The organism is Marivirga arenosa (genome assembly GCF_030503895.2).
Classification (GTDB): Bacteria; Bacteroidota; Bacteroidia; order Cytophagales; family Cyclobacteriaceae; genus Marivirga; species Marivirga arenosa.
The window spans coordinates 3,611,541-3,636,353 of the sequence record NZ_CP129970.2 but is presented as its reverse complement, the minus strand read 5'-3'; the positions used below and the strand labels follow the sequence as shown (position 1 = coordinate 3,636,353).

Here is a 24,813-nt window from a genome sequence, read left to right as displayed (position 1 = left end):
ATATTGATTTTCACTGGAAATCATATAACAAGATCTATTCATTTCAAACCCTTAGTGTCTTCGTGTCTTTGTGATTAGTTGCAGCCTTTGGCTGAAAATAATGCTTAGCATTATAAATAGAAATCAAAATTTGGCATCTTAGCAGTTTAAAACTTAATAACCTAAATACCTCAAAACTTCTACACTTACATACATGAAAAAAATCCTCCGCATTACCACAGTGCCTATCTCCTTAAATATTCTTCTGAAAGGACAACTAAAATATATGCGGGAGCAAGGTTATGAGGTAATTACAGCTAGTGCTGATGGTCCGGAGGTTCAAGAAGTATGCGATAGAGAAGGAGTAAAACACTATATAATTAATTTTACTAGAATTTTAAGTCCGCTCCAGGATCTTAGAGCGCTTATACAACTCATACGATTAATTCGAGAAGAGAATCCAGATATTGTGCATACTCATACGCCAAAGGCTGGCCTATTAGGGATGTTAGCAGCTAGAATTTGTAGCGTTAATTGTAGAATGCATACGGTAGCTGGAATGCCTTTAATGGAAGCCTCAGGTCTAACTCGCAGGATTCTTAGGGTGACAGAAAAAATCACTTATTTCTGTGCTCAAAAAGTTTATCCTAATTCATATAGACTGAAAGAATATATGGAAACTGCATTTCCTTCCTATCAATCTAAATTTAAAATTATAGGTGAGGGGAGTTCAAATGGAATCAATACAGATTATTTTTCGACCCATGAAGTATCGGAGGGCCTGATTAAAAAGGTTCAAAATGATTATAAGATTCCGTTGAATTCTACGGTTTTTGTTTTTGTGGGACGATTGGTTGAGGATAAAGGAATTCATGACTTAGTTAAAGCCTTTAAAAATATAGAAGCTAATTCTTATCTTATTTTAGTTGGAGCCTTTGAGGATGAGCGCGAGGCTGTGAATCCAGAAATCAAAAGTGAGATAGAAAATAACTGTAGAATTATACATGTAGGATTTCAAAAAGATATAAGGCCTTTCCTTGCTGCCTCAGATATTTTTGTTTTCCCTTCTTATCGCGAGGGATTTCCTAACGTTGTATTGCAAGCTGCATCCATGGGGCTTCCTTCTATAGTTTCAGATATCAATGGAAGCAATGAGATTATCACTCATGATGAAAATGGATTAATTGTTCCTGTAAAAAGTGCTAATGAGCTTGAATCTGCAATGGTGGAGCTACTTACTGATTTATCTAAAAGAAAAGAGCTAGCTGCTAAAGCCAGGCATTCCATACTGGATAAATACGATCAACAGAAAGTTTGGAAAGCAATTTTGAATGAATATCAGCAGTGTAAATAGGAGTGGTTGTTTCAGTCTTGCTTTCTTAAAATGACGGATGTTATACAACGTCAAACTTCTAACTGCAAACTATTCAACCTATACCAAGCTAAACCATATTTCATCTCCGGGTTTAAGCTGTGCCATTGAATCTAAATCATCTTCTTCGATATTGGCAATTCTGGGATAACCACCAGTAATTTGGGCATCGTTTAGTAAAATTATGGCCTGTCCACTTTGTGTTAATTGAATAGTTCCAGGGATTATTCCTGAAGAAATTAATTCATCTCTTTTTTCAGCCTTAGTAAGTTTGCTTTCTAAACGATACCCCATTCTGTTTGAATCATTAGAAATGGTATGTCCTTGGCTAAAAAACTCAGCTATGGTCATTCTAGATATTTTTTCGAAATCTGGTCCCGCCTTAACTTTCACTCTTATTTTGTTCGATAGAACGGGTAAAGTTTTGTTTTTATCCCAGCTTTCTGTTTTGTTTAAATAATGAGAATCAATTGATATTTTAGATCCCTTCTTTATGAAACTATCTGCTGTTGCCTCGGGCGATTGCAATAATGGGCTGGCACTGTTTTTCCACTTTTGTACGTTCCATTTTCCTGCTACAGCTAAGTAGGCTCTACTTCCTGCTTTCAGCTTTCCGAAGCTAATAATGGATCCGCTAGTTAAATAATGTGCTTTATTATTATCAATTAGTACTCCATCTGAATAGACTTCAAAATTTGCTCCGGTTATGGCAATTAAAGCATCAGAATCAAAAAGTATTTCAGGTCCAGTTAATGTAATTTCAAATACAGGTTCATTTTCATCATTACTGACTAAAAAGTTAGCCATTTTAGCAGATTTTTGATCCAATGCACCCCCAATTGGAATGCCCAGATATTGGTATCCTAATCTTCCTTTATCTTGAATGGTGGTTTGTAAACCAGGTTTGAGAAATGTGAGTGTAAGCTTAGGATCCATGCTGTACTAATTCTTTATATTCTTCTTGACCAATCGATTTGAACTTCACTTTATCCCCCATATTTAATAGTATGCCTTCCTCTTTTGAAGCATCAAATATTTCGATAGGAGTTCTTCCAATAATTTGCCAGCCTCCTGGTGCATTAATGGGATAAATTCCAGTTTGACTACCAGCAATTGCAACACTTCCCTTATCCACTCTTTTTCGTGGCGTATCCTTTCTTTTGCATTTAAGTTTTTCAGGAAGCTTACCCAAATAGGGGAAGCCAGGAAGAAATCCCATCATAAAGACATAATATTCTTGGCTAGTATGTAATTTGACTAATTCATTTATACTTAAGCCTAATTCATTTGATAAGCTTTCTAAATCTACTCCAAAGCTCAAATCATAGCAAACAGGGATTTCAATCAGATTTGAGTTCTCATTTAGATTAAGTTGATCAATTTCAATGTCTTCAATTTTGCTTTTTAAAGCATGATAAGAGGTTTTTGACTTATCATATCTTACGGTTAAAGAACAATATGCTGGGATTTGATATAGAATATAATCTAGCTTATTGATTGATTTAAAATAAGCATTGACTAGCTTGTTAATCTCTAAGTCAATTTTTTGCTCAAAATTAATGAGAAGAGCGCTATCACCATATTCTATAATATCCATCATATTGAAAAAGCTTTAATCTCAATATTTGAGTTCGAGATTATGGTTTTTAGTATTTCCTCAGCAAGTGGATTGTCTCCATGAATGCATAAGCTATCGATTTCTAGTGGAATGTTTCTGCCTGAAGAAGTTTTAACTGCATGCTCTTCAGTTATTAATTTAAGCTGCTTAAAGCTTTCATCTACTGACTCTAAAACAGATCCTTTTTCTTTTCTACTCATCAATTTACCATTCTCGAGATACCTTCTGTCTAAAAAGCCTTCTCTTATAAATTTAAATCCAGCTTTTTGTGCTTGCTCTTGAAATGGACTTCCTGCTAATCCCATAATAGCTAGTCTTGGGTCAATTTCTTTCACTGCCTGTAAAAACACTTCTGCTTCTTTCGAATTATGTGCTATTTCATTATATAGAGCCCCATGTGCCTTTACGTAATTCATTTTAGCTCCCTTACTTTCAGCCATGCCTTTAAGTGCAGCTATTTGATACTTTATTTGTGATTTGAGTTCCTCAGCAGGAATATCAATTTTTCTTCTACCAAAACCTGCTAAATCAGGATAGGAGGGGTGAGCACCTATTTGCACCTTATGTTTTATAGCACGTTCAATAGTCTTTTCCATATGATATGGATCTCCACCATGAAAACCACAGGCTATATTACAAGAACTTATGTAAGGGAAAACGGCATCATCATTACCTTTTTTGAATTGGCCGTAGCTTTCTCCTAGATCACAATTTATATCAATAGAATTCATTTGAATGTTTAAATAATTCCGAAGGCACTTAATATGCTTCTTGAACCTAATAAAATAGTTATCATGATAACCACAACGCCTATTACGTTAATGAGTTTAGAATTTACATGATTTCCCATTAATTCTTTATCATTTACGATCCATAATAAATAGATAGCTAATATTGGCAACAACAATCCATTGGTGACCTGAGCAAATAATATTAAGGCGGTAGTCTCAAATCCCCAAGAAGCAACTATAATTCCAGAGACAAGAACTAATGCCCAGGTAAGCTTAAATTTAATGTTCTGCAATCCGCCTTTCCAATCCAGAATTTCTGATGTGGCGTAAGCTGCAGCCAAGGGTGCAGTTATACTCGATGAAAAGCCAGCGGCTAAGAAACCAAATGCAATAAAACTTGTAGACCAATCACCTAAAATGGGCTGTAATTGTGCCCCCAAAGAATTAATGCCTTTAAATTCATTTTGATTTCCTTCAAAAGCAATCGCTGCTGTAATCATAATGGCCATGGTAATAATCCCTCCTAAAGTTACAGATATAACAGTATCCAATCGCGACATATTCAGACTGTCAGTATCTTTAAACTTAGTTTTACTAGCTGAAGCATGTAAAAATAAGTTATAGGGCACTACGGTTGTTCCCACTAATCCTACCACCATTAAAGTAGCATTTTCTGGGATAAGGGGTACAAATAACCCTTTAATAATTGCTGAGATTGAAGGTTCTAATAAAATGGCTGCACAAATGAAAACTATTCCCATAATGCTTACCAATACCACCAAGAATCTTTCAATGTATTTATATTTACCTATAAGCAACAAGATGAATGCTGTTATACCTATCAGTAACAATAAAGAGTTTATCCCTAAAAACTCTGGTACTTTACCGAAGCCCATTATTGCGCCTGCTAAGTTCCCGGATTCATAAGCTGCGTTCCCCACCACTATGGCACTAATGACTAATGCGAAACTGAGGTATCGAAAAACTTTATTGACTGACTTTTTTCTAATAGCCTCGCCCAAACCCATTTTGGCTTGTGTACCTAAGCGAGCCGTCATTTCTTGTAAGATTATCGTAGCAAAAATGGAAAATAACATGGCCCATAGGAGTGTATAGCCATATCCAGCACCTGCTAAACTAGCAGTAGTTACTGTGCCAGGACCTATAAAGGCCGCAGCTACAATCATTCCTGGCCCTAGTTGTTTTAACTTTTTAAACATGCTGAAAATATAAGTAAAATATTCTCAGCACGCTTAAATTTAGAATGAAGAATCGAGATTTATGCGGTTTCTAATTCTTGATCAAAAATACTACTGTCAGCAGCAAATTTTCTTATTACATTAATTTCCAATCTATCGGTTAATCCTTTTGAATAATGTAATTTTTTTAATCTTAAGCTTTCATCTACCAAAAACTCAGCTGGAATGGTATTTAGCGACTCACCCTCTGTTGGCATATTCATAGGTACACCTGCTATTTTGGCTTTGATTGCAGTTTGCACAAAGCTTTTTATATGACTTTTGGCTGAGGCAGATTTAGATTCTTCTAATCCATATTTGGCATAAATTTCCTTTTCAGGATCAGATATTAAAGGAATTGGAGATACTTCCTTGTGAAAAGTACTTCTTAACAAAACACTTTCTTTTGATTCAAAAAAGAAAATCATTTCTAAGCCTTTTGTTTTCAATTCTTCATGAACCTTCGTTAATGCGTGAACTCTTAGATTACAGAATGGACAACCGGCATGTCTAAAGAACGCTATGAGTAGTTTTTTACCTTTATATTCTTCTAAGTTAATTTGTCGATCATATATATCTTTTTCATTAAAAAGAGGCGCTAATGCTGTTTTTGTTAATCTCATATATTATTTATTTTCACTATTTACGATCATTCTATAATCGTCAGATTTAAAAATTAAATTTTGTTTTTTAAATTCTTAGGCTGACAACAAAGAAATCGTCAATCTGTTATCAGAGACTTAAAATTATATTGATTTAGGTTAAAAGAATGAAGTATACTATTAAAGTCTTTTAAAAAGTTAAGAGCTTTAATGAATTCTTGCTTAACTTTGCAACTAATGTCAGCAAAAGATGTTGACAATTGAAAATAAATGTATCACCAAAGCAGGGCTGTGAACCCTGTGAAACCGTGAATTATGAGTAAAAAAGGAAGAGTATTAGTAGCCATGAGCGGAGGAATTGACAGCTCATTGGCAGCTGTGTTACTACACGAGCAAGGTTATGAAGTTATTGGAATGACCATGAAAACCTGGGATTACGCATCTTCAGGTAGTTCAAAAAAAGAGACTGGATGTTGTAGTCTAGATTCTATCAATGATGCCCGAAATTTAGCAGTAAATTTGGGTTTTCCTCATTACATCTTAGATATCCGAGAAGAATTTGGAGATTATGTAATCGATCACTTTACGGATGAATACCTAGCTGGAAGAACTCCAAATCCTTGTGTATTATGTAATACGCACATTAAATGGGATTCCTTATTAAGAAGGGCGGATAAATTAGGATGTGATTATATCGCTACCGGTCATTATGCTAAAGTGAGAGAAGAGAATGGTCGATATGTTATTTCAAGAGGTAAAGACTTGAATAAGGATCAGTCTTATGCACTCTGGGGTGTATCTCAAGAAAGCTTAAGCAGAACGATTTTACCTTTAGGTGATTTAACAAAGCCTGAAATTCGTAAAATGGCTGAAGATAAAGGGTTCTATGAATTAGTGAATAAATCAGAATCTTACGAAATCTGCTTTGTACCGGATAATGATTATAGAGGCTTTTTGAAAAGAAGAGTAGATGGCCTGGAAGAAGAGGTGAAAGGTGGGGAATTCGTATTAGAGGATGGAACCGTAGTAGGTACGCATGAAGGATACCCTTTCTACACAGTGGGTCAAAGAAAAGGTTTAGGTATAGCGCTTGGCTATCCCGTTTATGTTACAGAAATACAAAAGGATAAGAACAGAGTGGTTCTAGGTACTTTTGATGAATTATCTCGTGATGGAATGTATGTTAAAAGTCTTGTGATGAGTAAATATGAATCACTTGATGACAGAAAAGATACCGTAACTAAAGTTAGATATAATGATGGTGGGACTCCCGCTGTAATAGAGCAAGTAGGAGATACTATGAAAGTGTTCTTTGGCAAAGGTGTTCCGGCTATTGCGCCTGGTCAGGCTGCAGTATTCTATGAAGGAGATGATGTGATTGGTGGTGGTTGGATTCATTCCTCTTTCAATCAACAAAAAATAAAAAATGAGGCTTTATCAAATTCTATTTAGTCTCTTTTTAATTCTTGCATCATGTGAGAATTCTACTGTAGCTCCAAATGAAGAAATATTGGGGCTACAGTTCTTTCCTCTAAATGTCAATGAATCTGAATTATACTCAGTAGAAGAAATCAATTACAATAATGATGGCTCTATTGATACATTACGCTATCAAATTCAAGATGAATGGGTTGATTCTATTTCTTTGCAGAATCGTATTAAATTAGAGGGGTATCGTTATAAATTAGATCAGGCTGGTAATAAGGAGATTTTATCTTCAATAGTAAAAGAAAGATCGGACAAATTAGCAAGTTTGAAAATTGGTAATTCTGAAGAAGTAAAGCTTAGTTTTCCTGTTGCCGAAGGTAAATCATGGGATGGTTTTCCTCAGGAATTTGAAGAAGATGAATTTGAAATTTTTAAAGCATTTCAACCTTATGAATTAGGAGATCAAACCTTTGAAAGTACTGTTCAAGTCATTCAAGAAGATAATCAAGATTCTGTATCTAATTATGATCAAAGAATTGAAGTATACGCTGCTTCACTAGGCCTTATTTACAAAGTATCCTCTCAATTAGAATTTTGTAGAGAAACAGACTGTTTGGGCTTACAACAAATTGAAATTGGTAGGACAATCCGAATGGAGAGAGTTATAAACTAAGCATCCTTAGGCTAAATTTCATTTCTATATTCATTATTCCATAAAAGCAGCTTAACTTGCAGGCATGTTAACATTAGGAAAATGGAATAAATTAAAAGTGGTCCGTGAGGCCCCTCAAGGACTATATTTAAGCGATGGCGAGGAAGATGTATTACTACCTAATAAATACGTTCCTCAAAATAAGAATATAGATGATGAAATAGAGGTTTTTATATATAAAGATTCTGCTCAAAGACCTATAGCCACCACTTTAAAACCTTTAGCTGAATTAAATCAAGCTAGTCTTTTTGAAGTAAGACAAATAACTAAAGTTGGTGCTTTTGTAGATTGGGGTTTAGAAAAAGAATTATTAATTCCATTTTCAGAGCAGACTGATGAATTAGAGGTAGGGGACTTAATAGTAGCTTTTGTAACACTCGACCCTAAAACTGAGCGAATTGTAGCTTCTATGCATATTGAATCCTTTTTAGAGGAAGGATCTGGTGATTTAGAAGAGGGTCAGGAAGTAGACCTTTTAATATACAGAATTACGGATTTAGGCTATGAAGTAGTGATAAATCAACAGTATAAAGGATTGATATATGAAAATACAGTCTTTGATCCTTTAGATATAGGGATGTCTGGAAAAGGTAAGATCAAATCTATCAGGATAGATGGAAAAATTGATGTTCAATGGAAAGTGGAGAAGGAGGAGAAGCAAAAAGAGATTCTAGAATTATTGAGGGATCATAATGGTTTTATGCCTTATCATGATAAATCAAAACCTGAAGAGATTTACGATATGTTTGGCTTGAGTAAGAAAGAATTTAAAAGACAGATCGGACATCTTTACAAAGAGAAGAAAATTACAATCAAATCTGATGGGATTTATTTAGTATAAATTCGGAATGAGTAAAATACTATACGATAACTGGAAAGAAAACAGCAAAGAATATAAGTCCAATAATAAGGATCTTTATAAAGCATTAAGAAAAAAGAAAAAGCTTGATGATGAATTCCATGAATTAGATGCTCTAGTATTTGATGAAATGGATTGTTTAGAATGTGCTAATTGTTGTAAAACTACTAGTCCCATTTTTCAGCAATCTGATATTGAAAGAGTTGCCAAAGCTCTAAAAATGAAGGTCCCGGAATTTATTGACCAGTATTTACATATTGATGAGGACCATGATTACGTCTTAAACTCTGCACCTTGTCCATTTTTAGGATATGATAACAAATGTATAGTGTATAAAAATAGGCCAACAGCATGTAGGGAGTATCCTCATACTAATCGTAAGCGCATGCACCAGATCCTAAATAAGACCTTTAAAAATGCTGAAATATGTCCGGCCGTTTATCATATTCTTGAGAGGATGAAAGAAAGAGAACGTTAACAAGTTTGTATGGTTTACTTTTTGGCATGTTTTAACAGTATCTTATTTATAGCCACTAATTTTAATATATGTATATCATTTGTTTTATTTGATTAATTCAATACTAACATCCAACTTCTATCTTCCAACTATTACTAAATTAATTTCAATACAAAATTGCAATAGATTATATTCGCACGTATGGCACAATCAGCAGAGCAAATACTGGCCGATCTTAAAAACGGAAATTACGCACCGGTTTATTTCTTACAGGGTGAAGAACCTTATTTTATTGATTTAATCAGTAATTATATCGAGAAGAATGCTTTAGATGAAAGTGAGAAGGGGTTCAACCAGCAAATACTATACGGAAAAGATGTAAAGTTAAATCAAGTTGTTTCTGCTGCCAGATCATTTCCTATGATGGGGCAAAGGCAAGTCATTATTGTCAAGGAAGCTCAGAATTTGGGTGAATTCACTGAAAGCAATTTCGATTTTAGTTTACTGGAAAATTACCTTCAAAGTCCTCAAGCTTCAACGGTTTTAGTATTCTGTTATAAGCATAAAAAGCTCGATAAGAGAAAGAAGATATATAAAAGCTTGCAGCAGCACACTATTCTATTAGAATCTAATAAAATATATGAGAATAAAGTGCCGGATTGGATTCTTCAGTATGTGAAATCAAAAGGACATGGTATTAATAGGCAGGCTCTGATGTTATTAACTGAATATATTGGCAATAACCTAGAGCGCCTATCTAATGAAATTGATAAAGTACTTGTAAACTTTAACGAACCTTCAGAAATAACAGAAGCTTTAATTCAGGAGTATGTTGGTATCAATAAAGATTACAATATATTTGAATTACAATCAGCCATTATTAAGGGGAATGCTTTGAAGGCAAATCGAATTCTTAATTATTTTGCCTCAGACCCCAAAAATCATCCTGCAGTAGTGAATATTGGTTTTCTTCATTCATTTTTCACAAAACTCCTGCTAGTACATCATTCTGGAGATAAAAGTGAAAGAGGTGTAGCGAGTGCAGCTGGAGTAAATCCTTTTTTTGCGAAAGATTATATAGTAGCTGTAAATCGTTACAATCTTGGTAAAACAATTCAGAATCTAAACCATATTTTCCAAGCTGATTTAATGTTTAAGGGAGTAACAGCAAATATCAATGAATCACAGTTGATGAAAGAATTGGTATATAAATTGATGCATTAAGTACATCAATTAAAATAAAAAGCTGATTTAGTAGTTAACTAATCAACAGCTAATATGATTATTTAATATAATTTAGGTATTGCATACAACAGGAAGTATGATTAAAAATATTTTAATAGCAGGAATTCTAATAGCATTCCCATTTACTCTTTTTAGCCAATATGCTTTTGTAAATGAAGGTGAAAATGACATTTACAGCAATGCATTATCTTTATATAAGGATAAACAATATTCTGCTGCTCAACATAAATTCGAAGAATATGTTCAGCATAAAAATGCAGATCAGTTAAAGGCTAAAAATGCAGAATATTACGGTGCCTTAATATCGATTTACCTTTATCAAAATGATGGTGAAAAGAGAATTAAATCTTTTGTAGAATCTAATCCATCACATCCTAAAGCCTTTGAGGCTTATTTTGAACTGGCAAACTTCTATTTCCGTGAAAAGAATTATGCAAAAGCCATTCAATACTATCAAAAAACGGATGATAATGTTTTAAATGAAGAGGATCAAAAAGACTATCAATTCAAATTAGCTTATTCCTATTTTAGCAGAAGAGCATTTGATGAAGCATTACCTCTTTTCAATCAATTGAAAAGAAGAAATAATGAGTATCAATCAGCTGCAAATTACTACGCAGGATACATCAATTTTAATCAAGGAAGTTTTGATAATGCATTAATTGATTTGGAAAGGGCTGCTGAAAATGATACCTACAAAGTCTCTACTGCCAATATGATTGCCAACATATATTATCAGAAAGGAGATTATAAGGCTTTAATAGAACATGCTGAAACATTACTTCCTCAGTTAAGTAGGATTGATGCTTTGAATATCAAATTGTTAATAGGAGATGCTTATTTCAATCAAAATGAATATAGCAAAGCAAGTCAATATTTTCAGGAATACAGGGATGCGAGCAGATCAAAGCTTGATCGGGAATTATTATATCGAATGGGTTATGTAGCCTATCAGCAAAAAGACTTTGAAGAAGCGGTTCAATTATTTGAAGAAGTAGGAATAGAAAAAGATTCTCTATCTCAATTTAATGCTTATTACTTAGGAGAGTTATATCTTAAAAATGAGAATTACAGATATGCCGCTAATGCCTATGAGCAAGCAAAATTGCTAGATTTTAATAGGGGCATTACTGAAGAAAGTCACTTTCAACTTGCGAAGCTTTATCTACAAGAATCTAATATATCAAAAGCAGTTTCTGAATTAAAATCTTTTATTTCTCAATATCCAAAGAGTAGTTATGTAACGGAAGCTAAGGAATTATTAAGTGAAGCTTATTTAAATTCAAATGAATACAATCAGGCAATTGAGTTTATAGAGTCCATTCAAAGTAAATCTTTAAAGCTAAAACAAGCCTATCAGAAAGTTACCTTTTTACAGGGTGCAGAATACTTCAACCAGGCGAATTATTTCAGGGCAGTTCAGTTATTTCAGAAATCTGTAGAATATCCTCAGGATAAAACATTATTAGGAGAGACTTACTTTTGGATGGGAGAGTCATATTCTACGGGAAAAAAGTATAAGGACGCCATCGCTGCATACCAAAAATCATTTAATTACAGTGTTGAAAAAGATGATTGGTTTTCAAGTTTAAATTATGGAATTGCTCATGCATTATATAATGATAAGCAATTTGAGAAAGCATTAGGGTATTTTAATGCGTATGTTAAAAAAGGAAGAAAAGCAATTTACTATCAAGACGCATTAATTCGATTAGCGGATTGTTATTATGTGACTAAATCATATGAATTAGCATTAGATTATTATCAAAGGGCGATAGGTGAGAAGAATGCTAATATTGATTATGCTTATTTTCAAAAAGGGATTATTAATGCGATAAATGGAAAAAATACTTTAGCGAACCAGAGTTTTGATAAGATAATAAATGACTATAAAAACTCGAATTATTACGACAATGCGATTTTTCAAAAAGCGCAATTGGCATTTGAATCCGGGCAGTACCAAACTGCAATTAATGGGTTTACAAATCTTTTGAAAAATCTACCACAAAGTCCTTTAAGACCCTATTCATATGCTAAAAGAGCGCTTGCCTATTTTAATTTACAGCAATATGAAAAAGCTGAAGGTGACTATAAGCTAATCCTTAATAACTATTTGACTCATTCCACAGCAAATGGTGCATTAGCCGGTTTGCAGGAATTATATGGCATTATGAATAAGGAGGAAGATCTTGATCAATATCTAACAGCCTATAAAAATGCTAATCCGAATGATGGGGAAGTAACTAAAATTGAATTTGATGCTGCTCAGTCATTGTATTTTAATCAAAAGTACGATCGTGCCATTGCTTCTTTTCAAGCTTACATTAACAATTATCCTGATCATTCATTGACAGCGGATGCTAAATACTATCTAGCGGATTCCTATTACCGAAATAACCAATTCAATGAAGCCTTGGATCTATTTTACGAGGTAGTTGAATCTAATAATACGGCCTTTAATAAAAGATCAATTCTTAAAATAGCAGAAATAGAATTACAGAATAAAGCCTATGATAAAGCAAGATTATACTTCTCAAAATTACTAGATAATGCAGAGAATAAGAAAGATAAATTCAATGCCTATACGGGTTTAATGGAGATTGCTAAATCTCAATCTGATTATAGTAAAATGATTTATTATGCTGATTTAATTATAAAAGAAGCAGCCGTTAATGCTAATGCGGTTAATGAAGCCTATTTAAATAAGGGAATGGCTAACTATTATCAAGGAAAGTACGATGAGGCAAAAGTGAGTTTCCAAAATGCTGTAAATGCAGCAAAGGATGAATATGCGGCTGAATCAAAATATATGATTGCGTTGATGCAATATAATTCTGAGGAATATCAGGAATCCATCAATACCTTGTTTGAGTTGAATAAAACGTATAATTCTTATTCAACATGGTTAGGCAAATCATTTTTATTAATAGCGGATAATTATTATGCAATGGGAGAGTCTTTTCAAGCTAAGGCAACCTTGAATTCTATTATTGAGAATTCAGATTCTAAAATTTTAAAAGATGAAGCTCAATTAAAGCTTGATTTGATTAAAGAGGAGGAGACCAGGCTAGATGGGATTGAAACGGATAGTATTTCAAGTAAAAAGAATGATAGCATTAGCAACTCATTAGAAATGAATGAAGTAATTGAAAATGACTCAACGAAGAATTAATATGTTAAAATATGTTTTAATTGTCATTTTAAGCTTTCCAATAGCTGTTTTAGCTCAGGATAATTGGAATCAGGAAGGTGATCTAGAGGATTCTCAGGTGATCATTGAAAAGGATAGAAAGATTGATTTAGCAAGGGTAAATAGAGATTTTAAAAAAGTGCCGAATGCTAAATCAAGTCAATCTTCCATTGATGTGAAATTCAATTCAAAACAGTTTATTCCTGAACTTAATAAATTGTCTCCTCGGATTAGAGTTTTGACTATTCAAGATGAAAAACTTGAGAAATTATATGGAAGCCAAGTAAGATTAGGGGGTGGAAATTATGGAGCTTCATATTTTGAAGGCAATTTCTCTAGCAAAAGAAATAAAGATAAAAGCTATGGTTTAAATCTACTACATCAAAGCTTTGCTAATGGACCTATTGATGGAAGGAATTCAGGCTCCGGATATCAAAACATAAATCCATATGGAAAATTTATATTTCAAAATGCAGCTCTTTCAGCTGACGCATTTTATGAAAGAAATAATAACTATTTGTATGGTTATGATACAACCTTAGTAAATGAAGTAGATCGAGATAGTATTCAAAGAACCTATCATTCAATTGGAGCTAATATAAAACTAGAAGATCGAAATGATAATTCTAATTACCATTATAAGTTGGGGTTAAATTCCTATCAGCTGTTTTCTAATATTGAAAATTCAGAGTTTTCATTTAACTATGCCTTAGATAATAGTTATGATATTAATGAAGACATCTCTGCCTATTTCAATCTAAATGGATTTCTCTCTAACCTTAATTTCAATGCAATAGATTCTAGTCAAAATAGGAATTTAATTCGTTTCCAACCTGGCATCCATTATAATTGGAATGATTTGAGAATAAAGGCGGGAATTATTATTGCCTATGAAAACGACACATTAGAGAATTTGGGCAAAACACATCTTTTTCCAGATTTGAATGCTGAGTATACTGTGTTCGATAAATTAAGTTTATTTATTGGGCTTAAGGGTGATATAAGAGCAAATCAATATAGAAGCTTCTTAAATGAAAATCCTTATTTAGACAATACCATTCCAGTATTTAATACTTTAATGCCTTTAAAATTCTATGGTGGAGTGAATGGTGCCATCAGTAATGTATTAGGCTATGAAGTAGGAGGAAGTATTGCATCTGTTCAATATAATTACGGTTTTGCTGCAATTTTTGATGAATCGGAGGGTGAATTAAGATATGCTCCTCGGTATTTTACAGAAAAAAATACCGAAGCCAATGCTTACCTCGCTTTATCTACGAATCTAGATAATTTGAATATAGATTTAAGAGGAGACTATTTCTATTATAATGTTGGCGATAATCAATTAATGCCATTTAGACCACAGTTTCGACTCAAGCTGAATTCAGATTATGTAATCGCTGACAAACTAAAAATAGGATTGAATGCACATTTACAAGGTGCTATGAACAATGAAAATATATTCTTAGAAGAAAATGCTAATTATTCCTTTAATATAGATGAAGCTATACCACCCATATATGATTTAGGAATAAAATTAGCATATCAATTGAGCAATAGAAGCCAGATTTTCTTACATGCTAATAACCTGATAGCCAACAAATATGAGTATTTCTTGGGTTATCCTAACCGTGGGTTCCAAGTTTTGGGAGGTTTCACATATTCATTTTAATGTTTTTAAAATCAATATTTGCCATTATATTTGATTTTTGTAATTAAATGTACTTATAAATAAGTATTGATTTTATTGAAAAATTATAGTTTATTGATAAAGTATTATGATTTTTTAATACTTTTAAGTTAGAGTAAACCTTAAATTACCAGAACATGGCCAAGAAGGACAAAAAAGACGAAGAGTATAAAGACGAAAACTTACATAATGGACCGGATCAAGATGATGAGGATTTCGGTTTGCCTGATTTAGATGATGAAAGCGATTCTGATCAATCTGATGACTTCAACACTACTGAGGATGATAAAGAGGTAGAAACTTCATTTGATACTTCAGAAACCTCAGAGACTTCTGATGAGCCTTTTTCCATGGAGGATTATGATCCAAATCCATTTGGAGACGATGATGATGAAACTCAAGAAGAACCAACTGCTACTGAAGAAGAAAAAAAGCCAGTAGCTTCTTATACTCCACCTAAAAAGCAATCAGCTGCTCCGATTATTATTACCTTATCAATTATTATAATTGCTGCAGTTGCTTTAGTATATTTTTTCTTCCTAAAAGAGCCTGAAAAAGAGCCAGTAGTAGAAGAGCCAGTTCAAGATACAACAACTTATGTGGTTGAAAAACCAGTTGAGCCTGAAGAACCAGAAGTTATTGAACCTGAAGAACCAGAAGTTGGAGTAGTGAATACACTAAATTCTAGAACAGGTCGTTCATATGTTGTTGTAGGAAGTTTCTTTGATGAAGATCTTGCGAAGGACTACGCAGAAGAACTTATAAAAGATGGAACGAATGCTTATATCATTCCTCCATTTGGAAAAAGTAAATTCAATAGAGTGGCTATTGAAGAAACTGAAAGTTTTGCTGCAGCTAGTACAAGAGCTACAGAATTATCAGGACAATTTAAAGAACAACCTTGGCCTTTGAAATATTGATAAAATAAAATATGACACTATTACAAGTTACTACCCTTGCAGATTCTGCAGCGGTAAACGCTCAAGAAAACAGCGTTAATTTGTTTGACTTACTTTTAAAAGGGGGATATGTTATGATTCCCCTTTTGTTATTATCGGCAGCGGCAATTGCAATTTTTGTTGAAAGAGTATTAACCATTAAGAAATCTTCCAAGACACCAACTGGCCTTCTAGATCAGGTAAAATCCTTGGTTTCTGATGGTAAGATTGATGAAGCAAAAATGCTATGCAGTCAAAATGAAACCCCCATAGCTAAAATGTTAGAGAAGGGAGTTTCTAGAATTGGTAGTCCTCTTAAAAACATTGAGGTGTCTATCGAAAATGTAGGAAAAGTAGAGATTTACAGATTAGAAAAGAATCTTTCTCTATTAGCTACAATATCAGGTGCTGCACCTATGATTGGTTTTTTAGGAACTGTTACGGGTATGATTCAAGCTTTTATAGCCATTGCACAGGAAGAAGGCTCAGTTAGTCCTAAATTATTATCTGAAGGGATTTATGAGGCTATGATCACAACAGCTGTAGGTCTTTCGGTGGGTATTATTGCTTATTTAGGATATAATTACTTAGTGACTCAAGTTCAGAAAGTAATCCATAAAATGGAATATACTTCGGTTGAGTTTATTGATTTATTACAAGAATCTAAATAAGTAAGGTGCTATGTCAATGAAATCAAGACATAATGTAGATCCAGCATTTAGCATGTCATCAATGACTGATATCATATTTTTGTTGCTTATATTTTTCATGCTTACTTCTTCTTTTATTACGCCTTCTGGTTTACCGGTTAATTTGCCTTCCAGTAAATCTACCAATATCGTAATGCAAAAAGTTAGCGTTACGATAACAGAAGATATGCTTTATTTCGTTAATGATAGGAGAGTTGCTGTTTCTGACCTAGAAACTGCTATTCAAAGAGAATTAAGAAATGCGGACGAAGGAGTTGTAGTTTTACATATCGACAAAACTGTTCCTACAGAATATCTAGTAAAAGTAGCAGGAATAGCAGCCTCATTAAAAGCAAAAGTATCAATTGCTGCACAACCGAATGAGTGATTATGTACATAGAGAAAAGAAAAATCGGATAATAGGAATATCCGTATCATTAGGGCTACACATATTGCTGCTCCTGCTATTCCTATGGGTAACCGCTTGGAAGGAGCCTTATCCACCTCTTCCAGAATATGGGATAGAATTAAATATAGGTATGGATAATACGGGATCAGGTGATGAACCCGTTGCAAGTCAAGAAACGGAAGTGACTGAAGAAGAGCCTGTTGAAGAAGTACAGGAAACTACCGAAGAGTCAGTAGAGGAAAGTGCTGAAACCGAACAAGTGATTGATGAGAGTGAGAATACTACTGAAGATGTAGCAGAAGAAACTGTTGAAGAGGTAGTTAGTAATCAAGAATCACCTGTAAAGGTTGAAGAGAAGAAAGAAGAAAAAAAGCAGGAAAAAACTCAAAAAGAAGAAGTAGAAGAGAAGAAAGAAGAGCCAAAAGCCAATCCTAATGCTTTATTTCCTGGTAATAATGATTCACAAGGAGAAACTACCAACAACAAAGGGGATCAAGGAAATCCTGACGGGCAAGTAGATGCCGAGGCTATGATGGGGCCTCAGGGTGGTGGAAATGGAAGCTCATTGGATATGGCCGGTTGGAAATGGGATTCTCCTCCCAGACCAAACGATACTTCACAGCAGAGTGGTAAAATTGTATTTGAGATTAGAGTAGACGGAAATGGAGAGGTCATTTCTGTACGGGCTATTGAGACTACTGTATCTGCTGAGGTGGTTAAAATTTACCAAGATGAAGTAGCTAAATTAAGTTTCAGCAGAACGTCAGGAGGTAGAACTGCTCCTCAATCTAAAGGAACCATTACATTTTTGATTCGCGCTAATTAAATGATGACCTATCAAGAAGCAGAAGCTTTTTTATTCGAGCAGTTACCCATGTTTCAGAGAGTAGGTAGTGCTGCATATAAAAAAGACTTACACAACACAATTGAATTATTAAAATACTTAAATAATCCTCATGAAAAGACGAGGTATATTCATGTTGCAGGTACGAATGGTAAGGGGAGTACCTCATCATTTATCGCATCGGCTTTAAAAGAAGCAGGCTATAAAACAGGCCTCTATACTTCTCCTCACCTTAAGAGCTTTACAGAACGAATGAGGATTAATGGATTATCAATTCCAGAATCTAGAGTTATTCAATATGTAGAAAAGTTTAAACCTATAATTGAATCATTAAAACCTTCATTTTTTGAATTAACAACTGCAATGGCATTCGATTACTTTGCTGAAGAAGAAGTGGATATTGCGGTGATTGAAGTGGGCATGGGAGGTAGATTAGATTGTACTAATATCATTAATCCAGAATTATCAATTATCACTCAAATTGGTTTAGACCACCAGCAATTTTTGGGTGATACCGTAGAGGAAATAACAAAAGAGAAAGCGGGTATAATAAAAGAAAAAACTCCTATTATTACTTCAGTGAATGAAAATGAACTTAGGTTAATTATTAAATCTATTGCTGATTCCAAAGGGGCTCCGTATTACGATGCTTCTAAATATTATGATATTTCTACAATAGAGGAGACGATCCCACATTGGAAATGTAGAGCAAATAGTCTTAAAAACGATTTATCCATTGATTTTGAATTAGGAATGTCAGCAAGCTATCAATTGCAAAATCTTAAATCTGTATTTACGGCTATTGACATTTTGAATGAACAAAATTATGGCATTTCAGAGCAACATATTAAAGATGGCTTAAAAAATGTAATAGTAAATTCGGGTATAAAAGGAAGATGGCAACGGATATCAAATGATTATAACAAAGCGAAGATTATTGCTGATACTGGCCATAATTATGCCGCTTTTGAACATTTGATAAAGATGATAGATAAAGAAGAAAAGGAAAAACTTCATTTCGTTTTTGCCTCTGTAAATGACAAAAAATTAGATGAGGTTTTATCTATACTTCCGAAAAATGCATGCTATTATTTTACTCAAGCAAAAATACCAAGAGCATTAGAGGCTTTAATTCTAAAAAACAAAGCTTCGGAATATGATTTACTAGGTGAAAGATATTCTTCAATTGAAGAAGCTTATGAGGCTGCTAAAAAAAATGCTAGTGACAAAGACTTAATTTTTGTAGGAGGTTCTACCTTTGCAGTCGCTGAAATTCCTGAATTATAATATGAGTAGACAGAAGTTAAAAAGGTTTGAAGATTTAAGAAATCGTCATAATGTAATTGAGTATGATGATGATAGATATTCTAACATTAAATCAAATTGGGCTAATGAAATCTTTAAAAATTCAAATCCTATCAACTTAGAGTTAGCATGTGGAAGAGGCGAGTATTCGATTGGGCTTGCTAAGGAATTTCCTAATGAAAACTTTGTAGGTGTCGATATTAAAGGGGAAAGGCTTTGGCAAGGGAGCACAAAAGCCTTAGAGGAAGGTTTAGAAAATGTAGCATTCGCCAGAAACTTCATTCTAGATTTGGAACAAATGTTTGCTGAAGGTGAAGTAAAAGATATTTGGATTATTCACCCAGATCCTAGGCCTAGAGATAGAGATGAAAAAAGAAGGTTGACTTTTCATAGGTTTTTGGATATATATAAAAACATACAAGGAGGAAATGGTCGTGTACATTTAAAAACAGATAATACTCCTTTATACGAATGGACTTTGAATGAAGTGCTTGCCAACAGAACTGATTTTAAAGACTTACATTTCGTGGATGATTTACATAATTCAGTATATTTAGAAGAGCATTATGGTATCAGTACTCGCTATGAAAGGAAATTTTCAAAAGCGGGTGAAACCATTAAATACTTAAGATTTGAATGGAAAGTATAAAAGATAAACTACAGAGTCCTGCATTTTTAATGTTTGTACTTTACTTTTTGACTGCTATTTCTTTGGTTCTATTTTTTGAGAAAGGAACTTTCATTTTATGGCTAAATCAAAAGCATAATCCTTTCGGAGACTCCTTTTTTAGTTTTATCACCTTGGTAGGTGAGTGGCATATATTTGTAGTGGTGGGTATTATATTGCTCATGTATAGATTTTATTATGCTATACTGTTAACCTTAACAGGGCTCATTCATTTTTTAATTATCCAGTTTTTAAAGATTATCGTGTTTAAAGCACCTCGTCCAGCAGATTATTATGCCGATAAATTAAGCTCATTTAATTTAGTGGAAGGAGTTGATTTGAAAAGCCTTTATGCAATGCCCAGTGGCCATACAGCTTCAGCTTTTGCATTAGCTACTATTTTGATTTTAATAACTAAAAATAAATTATTACAAGTGATTTATATGCTGATAGCGATACTAGTTGCTGTATCAAGAGTATATCTATTCCAGCATTTTATGGTGGATACACTAGTTGGAGCTTCAATAGGATTACTAGTTTCAGCCATAATCTGGTGGTACCTTTCTTTTAAAAATAAATCACTTCTATATAATAACAATCGATTACATAGAGGTTTAATCTTCAATAAATGAATATAAATGGTGTAGAAATAGCGCCAGGTGAAGAGAAAGTGGTTGATGTAAATATTGCACGTTTACCTTCTCATACTCCTATAGACGTTTCCATAACAATTGCTAGATCATCAGAGCCAGGTCCTACATTATTACTGATGGGAGGATTGCATGGTGATGAGATTAATGGTTCGGAAATCGTAAGAAGGATAATTGAAAAAAACGAACATATCCCGAAAATAGGTTCTGTAATATGCATCCCCATTATAAATGTATATGGATTCATTTATTTTTCAAGGTATGTACCAGATGGAAAAGATGTTAACCGATCATTCCCCGGTAATAAAAATGGATCTTTAGCTGCAAGAATGGCTTATTTCTTAACTAAAGAGATTTTGCCAGTAATCGATTATGGTATAGATTTTCATACAGGCGGTGCAGATAGAACAAATTATCCTCAAATAAGATGTATGATGAAGGATGATGTGAATGTAGAGTTGGCGAAAGCCTTTCATGCTCCTTTCACTTTGGATTCAAAGTTTAGACCTAAATCATTAAGACAGACAGCTAATAAATTTGGTAAAAACATATTAGTTTATGAGGGGGGTGAATCTTCCAGGTTTGATGAGTACGCTATCAAAGAAGGAATCAATGGAGCAAAAAGAATGATGAAACATTTAGGAATGAGGGATGAGGCAGAAAATGCACCATATCAGAATTTAATCATTAAAAACTCTTCTTGGGTGAGAGCTAAGAAATCTGGAGTGTTTTTGTCCGCAGTAAAAAGTGGGGATGCAATCAAAAAGAATCAATTATTGGGACATATTCATGATCCTTTTGGTGGCTTTAAAAGTAAAATTAAATCTGTTGTAAATGGTTATGTCATCGGTTTAAATCATAATCCAATAGTTCATGAAGGTGATGCAATAATGCATTTAGGAGTAATCAAATAATATGTATAGGAATTTCATAAAACCATTTTTTGATAAACTTACAGCATTAATTGCACTTGTAGTGGCGAGTCCTATATTTATTATAGTAGCTATACTGCTCGCAGCTTTTCAAAAAGGTAAAGTCTTTTTTACTCAAAGAAGACCTGGCAAAAATGCAAAAATATTTATGCTTGTTAAATTTAAAACTATGCGTGATGATAAGGATGAGCAAGGAGAGTTATTACCCGATGCGGACCGCCTTACCTGGATTGGTAAAATAGTTAGAAAGACCAGCATGGATGAGATACCGCAGCTACTAAATATTCTAAAAGGGGATATGTCATTTATAGGCCCCAGACCATTATTGGTAGAGTATCTTTCATTGTATAATAGCGAGCAAGCGAAAAGACATCAAGTAACGCCAGGTATTACAGGGTGGGCTCAGGTTAATGGAAGAAACACTATAAGCTGGAGCAAGAAATTTGAATATGATATATGGTATGTTAAGAACCAATCTTTTTGGCTCGATTTAAAGATCATCTTTTTGACTATTTTTAAAGTATTCAAAGCGGAAGGAATTAGTGCAGAAGGAGCAGCTACTATAGAAAAGTTCACGGGTAATAATGGTTAGTGTATTCCTAGATTATCCGTTTATTATCAATTTTCGCAGTTTCGGTTCTTAATATTAAGCCTATTTTAACAAGAGGTTATATTCATTTTAATTTCATTATTTGGATGTACTACTAATTATATTTTTTACAAACTTGGTAGAGAGTTAATTGGAACAGACAAAAAATGAACCCTGCTAAAACAGCCATAATTGCTGATGATGATAAAAATACGCTTAGAGATTTAGTAGATGTATTAGAATCTGAAAATTTCAATGTATCCCTTGCTCTGGATACAAATCATGCCATTCAACTTGCCAACAAAATCCAGCCTTTACTTGTCATCTCAGAAGTTGCTAACCAGAATTATGATGGTATCAGCTTATTCAAATATTTCAAAAATCAGCAAAATAATTGTAAGCATGATCCTAAATTAATTGCGTTAACATCCAATTCTGATGAACAGTATGAGATATTGAGTTATGATACAGGAATTGATTTCTTTTTGAAAAAACCATTGAGAAAAATGGCTTTTAAACATAGAATATCAAAATTTTTTAATGATGAAGAAATCACTTCTGGAACTGCTTCTATGGAGGATTATCAAATCCGAGATTTGCATTTTGATATCAAACACCATTTACTTTATAAGCTTCCAAATAGAAATCAAATAGTTATTCAATCCAAATCATTTGATATTCTATTGCATTTGGCAAAATACCCTAACCAAGTATTTAAAAGAGAACAATTATTAGAAGATATATGGGGAGGTGAATCAAAAGTTAGTTTAAGGACGGTTGATATTCACATCTTAAAAATAAGACAAGCTTTAGGTGATGAATATATCAAAACTATTAAAGGTGTAGGCTATATTTTTAAGCTTAAAAAATAATATTCCTCACTATTTTCTGTAACCTATCGAATTTGAATCAGTTGTTTAAATGAAAACAAAATCAAATTATGCAAATTATAGAAAATAAAACAGCACTAATTACAGGTGGAAGTAAAGGAATAGGGTATGGAATTGCTGAGGCATTACTTGCTAAGGGTGTAAATGTAGCTATTACAAGTAGAAGTCAAGAGGCAGCAGATAAAGCAGCAGAATCTTTAGCGAAAAATGCTAAAGGTGAGGTTTTAGGGCTTCAGGCTGATGTGAGATCATTCGAAAATCAACAAACTTGTGTAAATGCTGTATTAGACAAATGGGGTAAGCTTGATATTGTTATTGCGAATGCAGGTCTAGGTCATTTTGCACCCATAGATGAAATGGAAATCGATCAGTGGAATGAAGTGATCGATACAAACTTAACGGGTGTATTCTATACTATTAAATCTAGCGTTGAAGCATTAAAGAAAAATGGCGGTTATTTCTTCACTATTTCTAGTTTAGCGGGTACTAATTTCTTCCCTTCAGGTTCAGCATATAATGCAAGTAAATTTGGGTTAACTGGATTTACACAAGCTGTTATGATGGATTTAAGGCAATATGGTATCAATGTTTCCACTATAATGCCCGGCTCTGTAGCTACTTACTTTAATAATCATGAACCTAACGAAGATGATTATTGGAAAATACAGAAAGAGGATATTGGTAAGATGGTAGTAGATTTATTAGAATTAAATCCGAGAACATTGCCAAGTAAAATAGAGGTAAGGCCAAGTAGACCTCCTCAAAAATAATAGATAAAAAAAGGTCAGCATTTACTGCTGACCTTTTAATATATACCGTAAAACTAGGTTTTAATATAAAAATTCTAGTGCTACTCTATCAAACTGACCAAATTCACCATCTTCATTTGCACTAAAGCAAGCTAACATTAATGAATTAGGGTCGATATCAGTAGGAGTACCAGGAATATGAATTGCACCAACTCCAGCAGTACCTTCGCTTCCGCCTGTACCACAAGAGAACGAACGGTTGAACCAGTCAGTGTGTCTTAATCCAACTGAATGGCCTATTTCATGACCTATTACGTGTTCTACTACGTTGGTGTCAAAATTACTAGTTCCAGATTGGATTTGAATGAATTTGTTTGGATTTCCTCCGCTTGGGAAGCCTGCACTTCCACCACCAGATCCATTTACTCTATAAACAACCATATCAAAAGGGCTGAAATTTGAACCAAAAGTAAGAGTGAACGTTAAGCCAGTATTTAATGCGTTATAATTATCTATTGCCCACGATAATGCAGTTCTCATCTTAGAATCTAATCCATTTGCATTATTTGCAGTGTAACCGATTACATTAATGGTACGGTTTTGACTTACTAGGTTTGAAGTTCTATACTGTTCTGCAAATTTTCCTGTATGAAAAATTTCACTATTAGACATTTCATCTAATTGTTCTTTACTTATTAAGATATCACCTTCAACCACATAGTTGAAACCCTGATCACCAGTAAGAGGATTATTGAATTTTTCTTTGTAAACATCAGAAGGATCAAAACCTAATTGGGTCAATTGCTTTATTACTTGATCAGAAACAACTGTGTTGTCTACTTGATTTGCCATTTCGTCTTCTTGGCATGAAGTCATTAGTAGTGCTGTCATTACGAAAGCGATAGCAAGCGTAATGCCTTTTCTTAAATTTGTCATAACTTTAATAAAATTTTGATTAGGTTTGCAACATATTGTAATTATTTTGAAAAGGAAAAATATTACATTAAATAATTTCGAATTAAGATGATAA

The 24,813-nt window shown here is 33.5% G+C and carries 25 protein-coding genes; 19 read left to right on the top strand and 6 right to left on the bottom strand.

Annotated elements, in window-relative coordinates; translation table 11 throughout:
* Window positions 1–193 precede the first annotated feature (193 nt).
* The gene (locus QYS48_RS15755) at window positions 194–1,333 is read left to right on the top strand and encodes a glycosyltransferase family 4 protein (protein ID WP_308356760.1); all 1,140 of its coding nucleotides are present in this window, start codon (window positions 194–196) and stop codon (window positions 1,331–1,333) included.
* Between the two features lie 78 nt (window positions 1,334–1,411).
* On the opposite strand, the gene QYS48_RS15750 is transcribed toward QYS48_RS15755, so the two are convergent.
* From QYS48_RS15750 to QYS48_RS15730, 5 genes are read right to left on the bottom strand one after another with little or no spacing between them, the layout of a single operon-like run.
* A complete protein-coding gene (locus QYS48_RS15750; RefSeq protein WP_308356759.1) occupies window positions 1,412–2,287 on the bottom strand; it encodes a biotin-dependent carboxyltransferase family protein in 876 nt (291 codons plus the stop codon).
* On the bottom strand, window positions 2,277–2,951 hold the full coding sequence (pxpB, locus tag QYS48_RS15745) for a 5-oxoprolinase subunit PxpB (protein ID WP_308356758.1): 675 nt from the start codon (window positions 2,949–2,951) through the stop codon (window positions 2,277–2,279). The genes QYS48_RS15750 and pxpB overlap by 11 nt, the downstream gene beginning before the upstream one ends.
* Entirely contained in the window at window positions 2,948–3,700 is a 753-nt protein-coding gene (locus QYS48_RS15740; protein WP_308356757.1) for a 5-oxoprolinase subunit PxpA, read from the bottom strand. Before QYS48_RS15740 ends, pxpB begins: the two co-directional genes overlap by 4 nt.
* An 8-nt stretch (window positions 3,701–3,708) precedes the next feature.
* Window positions 3,709–4,920, bottom strand: coding sequence for an Nramp family divalent metal transporter (locus tag QYS48_RS15735; protein ID WP_308356756.1), 1,212 nt, complete (start codon window positions 4,918–4,920; stop codon window positions 3,709–3,711).
* Between the two features lie 59 nt (window positions 4,921–4,979).
* Entirely contained in the window at window positions 4,980–5,561 is a 582-nt protein-coding gene (locus tag QYS48_RS15730) for a redoxin domain-containing protein (protein WP_308356755.1), read from the bottom strand.
* Between the two features lie 294 nt (window positions 5,562–5,855).
* Between QYS48_RS15730 and mnmA the strand changes: the two genes are divergently transcribed.
* The 18 genes from mnmA (at window position 5,856) to QYS48_RS15640 (ending at window position 23,804) form a co-directional block, all read left to right on the top strand.
* Window positions 5,856–6,992 carry a tRNA 2-thiouridine(34) synthase MnmA gene (gene mnmA / locus QYS48_RS15725; protein WP_308356754.1) on the top strand — a complete coding sequence of 379 codons (1,137 nt, stop codon included), beginning with the start codon at window positions 5,856–5,858 and terminating at the stop codon, window positions 6,990–6,992.
* A complete protein-coding gene (locus QYS48_RS15720) occupies window positions 6,967–7,641 on the top strand; it encodes a hypothetical protein (RefSeq protein ID WP_308356753.1) in 675 nt (224 codons plus the stop codon). Before mnmA ends, QYS48_RS15720 begins: the two co-directional genes overlap by 26 nt.
* Window positions 7,642–7,705: 64 nt before the next feature.
* A complete protein-coding gene (locus QYS48_RS15715; RefSeq protein WP_308356752.1) occupies window positions 7,706–8,521 on the top strand; it encodes a S1-like domain-containing RNA-binding protein in 816 nt (271 codons plus the stop codon).
* A 7-nt stretch (window positions 8,522–8,528) separates the two neighbouring features.
* A complete protein-coding gene (locus tag QYS48_RS15710) occupies window positions 8,529–9,017 on the top strand; it encodes a YkgJ family cysteine cluster protein (RefSeq protein WP_308356751.1) in 489 nt (162 codons plus the stop codon).
* A gap of 180 nt (window positions 9,018–9,197) precedes the next feature.
* On the top strand, window positions 9,198–10,220 hold the full coding sequence (gene holA / locus QYS48_RS15705) for a DNA polymerase III subunit delta (RefSeq protein ID WP_308356750.1): 1,023 nt from the start codon (window positions 9,198–9,200) through the stop codon (window positions 10,218–10,220).
* 97 nt (window positions 10,221–10,317) lie between these two features.
* Window positions 10,318–13,413 carry a tetratricopeptide repeat protein gene (locus QYS48_RS15700; RefSeq protein WP_308356749.1) on the top strand — a complete coding sequence of 1,032 codons (3,096 nt, stop codon included), beginning with the start codon at window positions 10,318–10,320 and terminating at the stop codon, window positions 13,411–13,413.
* Complete coding sequence (locus tag QYS48_RS15695) at window positions 13,394–15,103, top strand: hypothetical protein (protein ID WP_308356748.1); 1,710 nt, start codon at window positions 13,394–13,396, stop codon at window positions 15,101–15,103. The genes QYS48_RS15700 and QYS48_RS15695 overlap by 20 nt, the downstream gene beginning before the upstream one ends.
* 155 nt (window positions 15,104–15,258) lie before the next feature.
* Window positions 15,259–16,041 (top strand): SPOR domain-containing protein, encoded by a 783-nt coding sequence (locus QYS48_RS15690; RefSeq protein WP_308356747.1) that lies wholly within the window; start codon window positions 15,259–15,261, stop codon window positions 16,039–16,041.
* 11 nt (window positions 16,042–16,052) lie between these two features.
* Entirely contained in the window at window positions 16,053–16,730 is a 678-nt protein-coding gene (locus tag QYS48_RS15685; protein WP_308356746.1) for a MotA/TolQ/ExbB proton channel family protein, read from the top strand.
* Between the two features lie 10 nt (window positions 16,731–16,740).
* Entirely contained in the window at window positions 16,741–17,136 is a 396-nt protein-coding gene (locus QYS48_RS15680) for a biopolymer transporter ExbD (RefSeq protein WP_302100583.1), read from the top strand.
* Complete coding sequence (locus QYS48_RS15675) at window positions 17,129–17,983, top strand: hypothetical protein (protein WP_308356745.1); 855 nt, start codon at window positions 17,129–17,131, stop codon at window positions 17,981–17,983. The genes QYS48_RS15680 and QYS48_RS15675 overlap by 8 nt, the downstream gene beginning before the upstream one ends.
* On the top strand, window positions 17,984–19,288 hold the full coding sequence (locus QYS48_RS15670; protein ID WP_308356744.1) for a folylpolyglutamate synthase/dihydrofolate synthase family protein: 1,305 nt from the start codon (window positions 17,984–17,986) through the stop codon (window positions 19,286–19,288).
* A 1-nt stretch (window position 19,289) separates the two neighbouring features.
* Complete coding sequence (gene trmB / locus QYS48_RS15665; RefSeq protein WP_308356743.1) at window positions 19,290–19,955, top strand: tRNA (guanosine(46)-N7)-methyltransferase TrmB; 666 nt, start codon at window positions 19,290–19,292, stop codon at window positions 19,953–19,955.
* Window positions 19,943–20,605, top strand: coding sequence for a phosphatase PAP2 family protein (locus QYS48_RS15660; protein ID WP_308356742.1), 663 nt, complete (start codon window positions 19,943–19,945; stop codon window positions 20,603–20,605). Before trmB ends, QYS48_RS15660 begins: the two co-directional genes overlap by 13 nt.
* Window positions 20,602–21,537, top strand: coding sequence for a succinylglutamate desuccinylase/aspartoacylase family protein (locus QYS48_RS15655; protein ID WP_308356741.1), 936 nt, complete (start codon window positions 20,602–20,604; stop codon window positions 21,535–21,537). The genes QYS48_RS15660 and QYS48_RS15655 overlap by 4 nt, the downstream gene beginning before the upstream one ends.
* 1 nt (window position 21,538) lies before the next feature.
* On the top strand, window positions 21,539–22,147 hold the full coding sequence (locus QYS48_RS15650; protein WP_308356740.1) for a sugar transferase: 609 nt from the start codon (window positions 21,539–21,541) through the stop codon (window positions 22,145–22,147).
* Between the two features lie 164 nt (window positions 22,148–22,311).
* Window positions 22,312–23,016: a response regulator transcription factor gene (locus QYS48_RS15645; protein WP_308356739.1), complete on the top strand. Its 705-nt coding sequence runs from the start codon at window positions 22,312–22,314 to the stop codon at window positions 23,014–23,016.
* Window positions 23,017–23,084: 68 nt separating this feature from the next.
* A complete protein-coding gene (locus QYS48_RS15640; protein WP_308356738.1) occupies window positions 23,085–23,804 on the top strand; it encodes an SDR family oxidoreductase in 720 nt (239 codons plus the stop codon).
* 60 nt (window positions 23,805–23,864) lie between these two features.
* Here QYS48_RS15640 and QYS48_RS15635 read toward each other — a convergent pair whose 3' ends face one another.
* Window positions 23,865–24,719, bottom strand: coding sequence for a M57 family metalloprotease (locus QYS48_RS15635; protein WP_308356737.1), 855 nt, complete (start codon window positions 24,717–24,719; stop codon window positions 23,865–23,867).
* Between the last annotated feature and the right edge of the window lie 94 nt (window positions 24,720–24,813).

Bases quoted from the DNA above. Each gene is read 5' to 3' on its own strand.
- QYS48_RS15755 (WP_308356760.1), top strand. From the start codon at position 194: ATGAAAAAAATCCTCCGCATTACCACAGTGCCTATCTCCTTAAATATT.
- QYS48_RS15750 (WP_308356759.1), bottom strand. From the start codon at position 2,287: ATGGATCCTAAGCTTACACTCACATTTCTCAAACCTGGTTTACAAACC.
- pxpB (WP_308356758.1), bottom strand. From the start codon at position 2,951: ATGATGGATATTATAGAATATGGTGATAGCGCTCTTCTCATTAATTTT.
- QYS48_RS15740 (WP_308356757.1), bottom strand. From the start codon at position 3,700: ATGAATTCTATTGATATAAATTGTGATCTAGGAGAAAGCTACGGCCAA.
- QYS48_RS15735 (WP_308356756.1), bottom strand. From the start codon at position 4,920: ATGTTTAAAAAGTTAAAACAACTAGGGCCAGGAATGATTGTAGCTGCG.
- QYS48_RS15730 (WP_308356755.1), bottom strand. From the start codon at position 5,561: ATGAGATTAACAAAAACAGCATTAGCGCCTCTTTTTAATGAAAAAGAT.
- mnmA (WP_308356754.1), top strand. From the start codon at position 5,856: ATGAGTAAAAAAGGAAGAGTATTAGTAGCCATGAGCGGAGGAATTGAC.
- QYS48_RS15720 (WP_308356753.1), top strand. From the start codon at position 6,967: ATGAGGCTTTATCAAATTCTATTTAGTCTCTTTTTAATTCTTGCATCA.
- QYS48_RS15715 (WP_308356752.1), top strand. From the start codon at position 7,706: ATGTTAACATTAGGAAAATGGAATAAATTAAAAGTGGTCCGTGAGGCC.
- QYS48_RS15710 (WP_308356751.1), top strand. From the start codon at position 8,529: ATGAGTAAAATACTATACGATAACTGGAAAGAAAACAGCAAAGAATAT.
- holA (WP_308356750.1), top strand. From the start codon at position 9,198: ATGGCACAATCAGCAGAGCAAATACTGGCCGATCTTAAAAACGGAAAT.
- QYS48_RS15700 (WP_308356749.1), top strand. From the start codon at position 10,318: ATGATTAAAAATATTTTAATAGCAGGAATTCTAATAGCATTCCCATTT.
- QYS48_RS15695 (WP_308356748.1), top strand. From the start codon at position 13,394: ATGACTCAACGAAGAATTAATATGTTAAAATATGTTTTAATTGTCATT.
- QYS48_RS15690 (WP_308356747.1), top strand. From the start codon at position 15,259: ATGGCCAAGAAGGACAAAAAAGACGAAGAGTATAAAGACGAAAACTTA.
- QYS48_RS15685 (WP_308356746.1), top strand. From the start codon at position 16,053: ATGACACTATTACAAGTTACTACCCTTGCAGATTCTGCAGCGGTAAAC.
- QYS48_RS15680 (WP_302100583.1), top strand. From the start codon at position 16,741: ATGTCAATGAAATCAAGACATAATGTAGATCCAGCATTTAGCATGTCA.
- QYS48_RS15675 (WP_308356745.1), top strand. From the start codon at position 17,129: ATGAGTGATTATGTACATAGAGAAAAGAAAAATCGGATAATAGGAATA.
- QYS48_RS15670 (WP_308356744.1), top strand. From the start codon at position 17,984: ATGATGACCTATCAAGAAGCAGAAGCTTTTTTATTCGAGCAGTTACCC.
- trmB (WP_308356743.1), top strand. From the start codon at position 19,290: ATGAGTAGACAGAAGTTAAAAAGGTTTGAAGATTTAAGAAATCGTCAT.
- QYS48_RS15660 (WP_308356742.1), top strand. From the start codon at position 19,943: ATGGAAAGTATAAAAGATAAACTACAGAGTCCTGCATTTTTAATGTTT.
- QYS48_RS15655 (WP_308356741.1), top strand. From the start codon at position 20,602: ATGAATATAAATGGTGTAGAAATAGCGCCAGGTGAAGAGAAAGTGGTT.
- QYS48_RS15650 (WP_308356740.1), top strand. From the start codon at position 21,539: ATGTATAGGAATTTCATAAAACCATTTTTTGATAAACTTACAGCATTA.
- QYS48_RS15645 (WP_308356739.1), top strand. From the start codon at position 22,312: ATGAACCCTGCTAAAACAGCCATAATTGCTGATGATGATAAAAATACG.
- QYS48_RS15640 (WP_308356738.1), top strand. From the start codon at position 23,085: ATGCAAATTATAGAAAATAAAACAGCACTAATTACAGGTGGAAGTAAA.
- QYS48_RS15635 (WP_308356737.1), bottom strand. From the start codon at position 24,719: ATGACAAATTTAAGAAAAGGCATTACGCTTGCTATCGCTTTCGTAATG.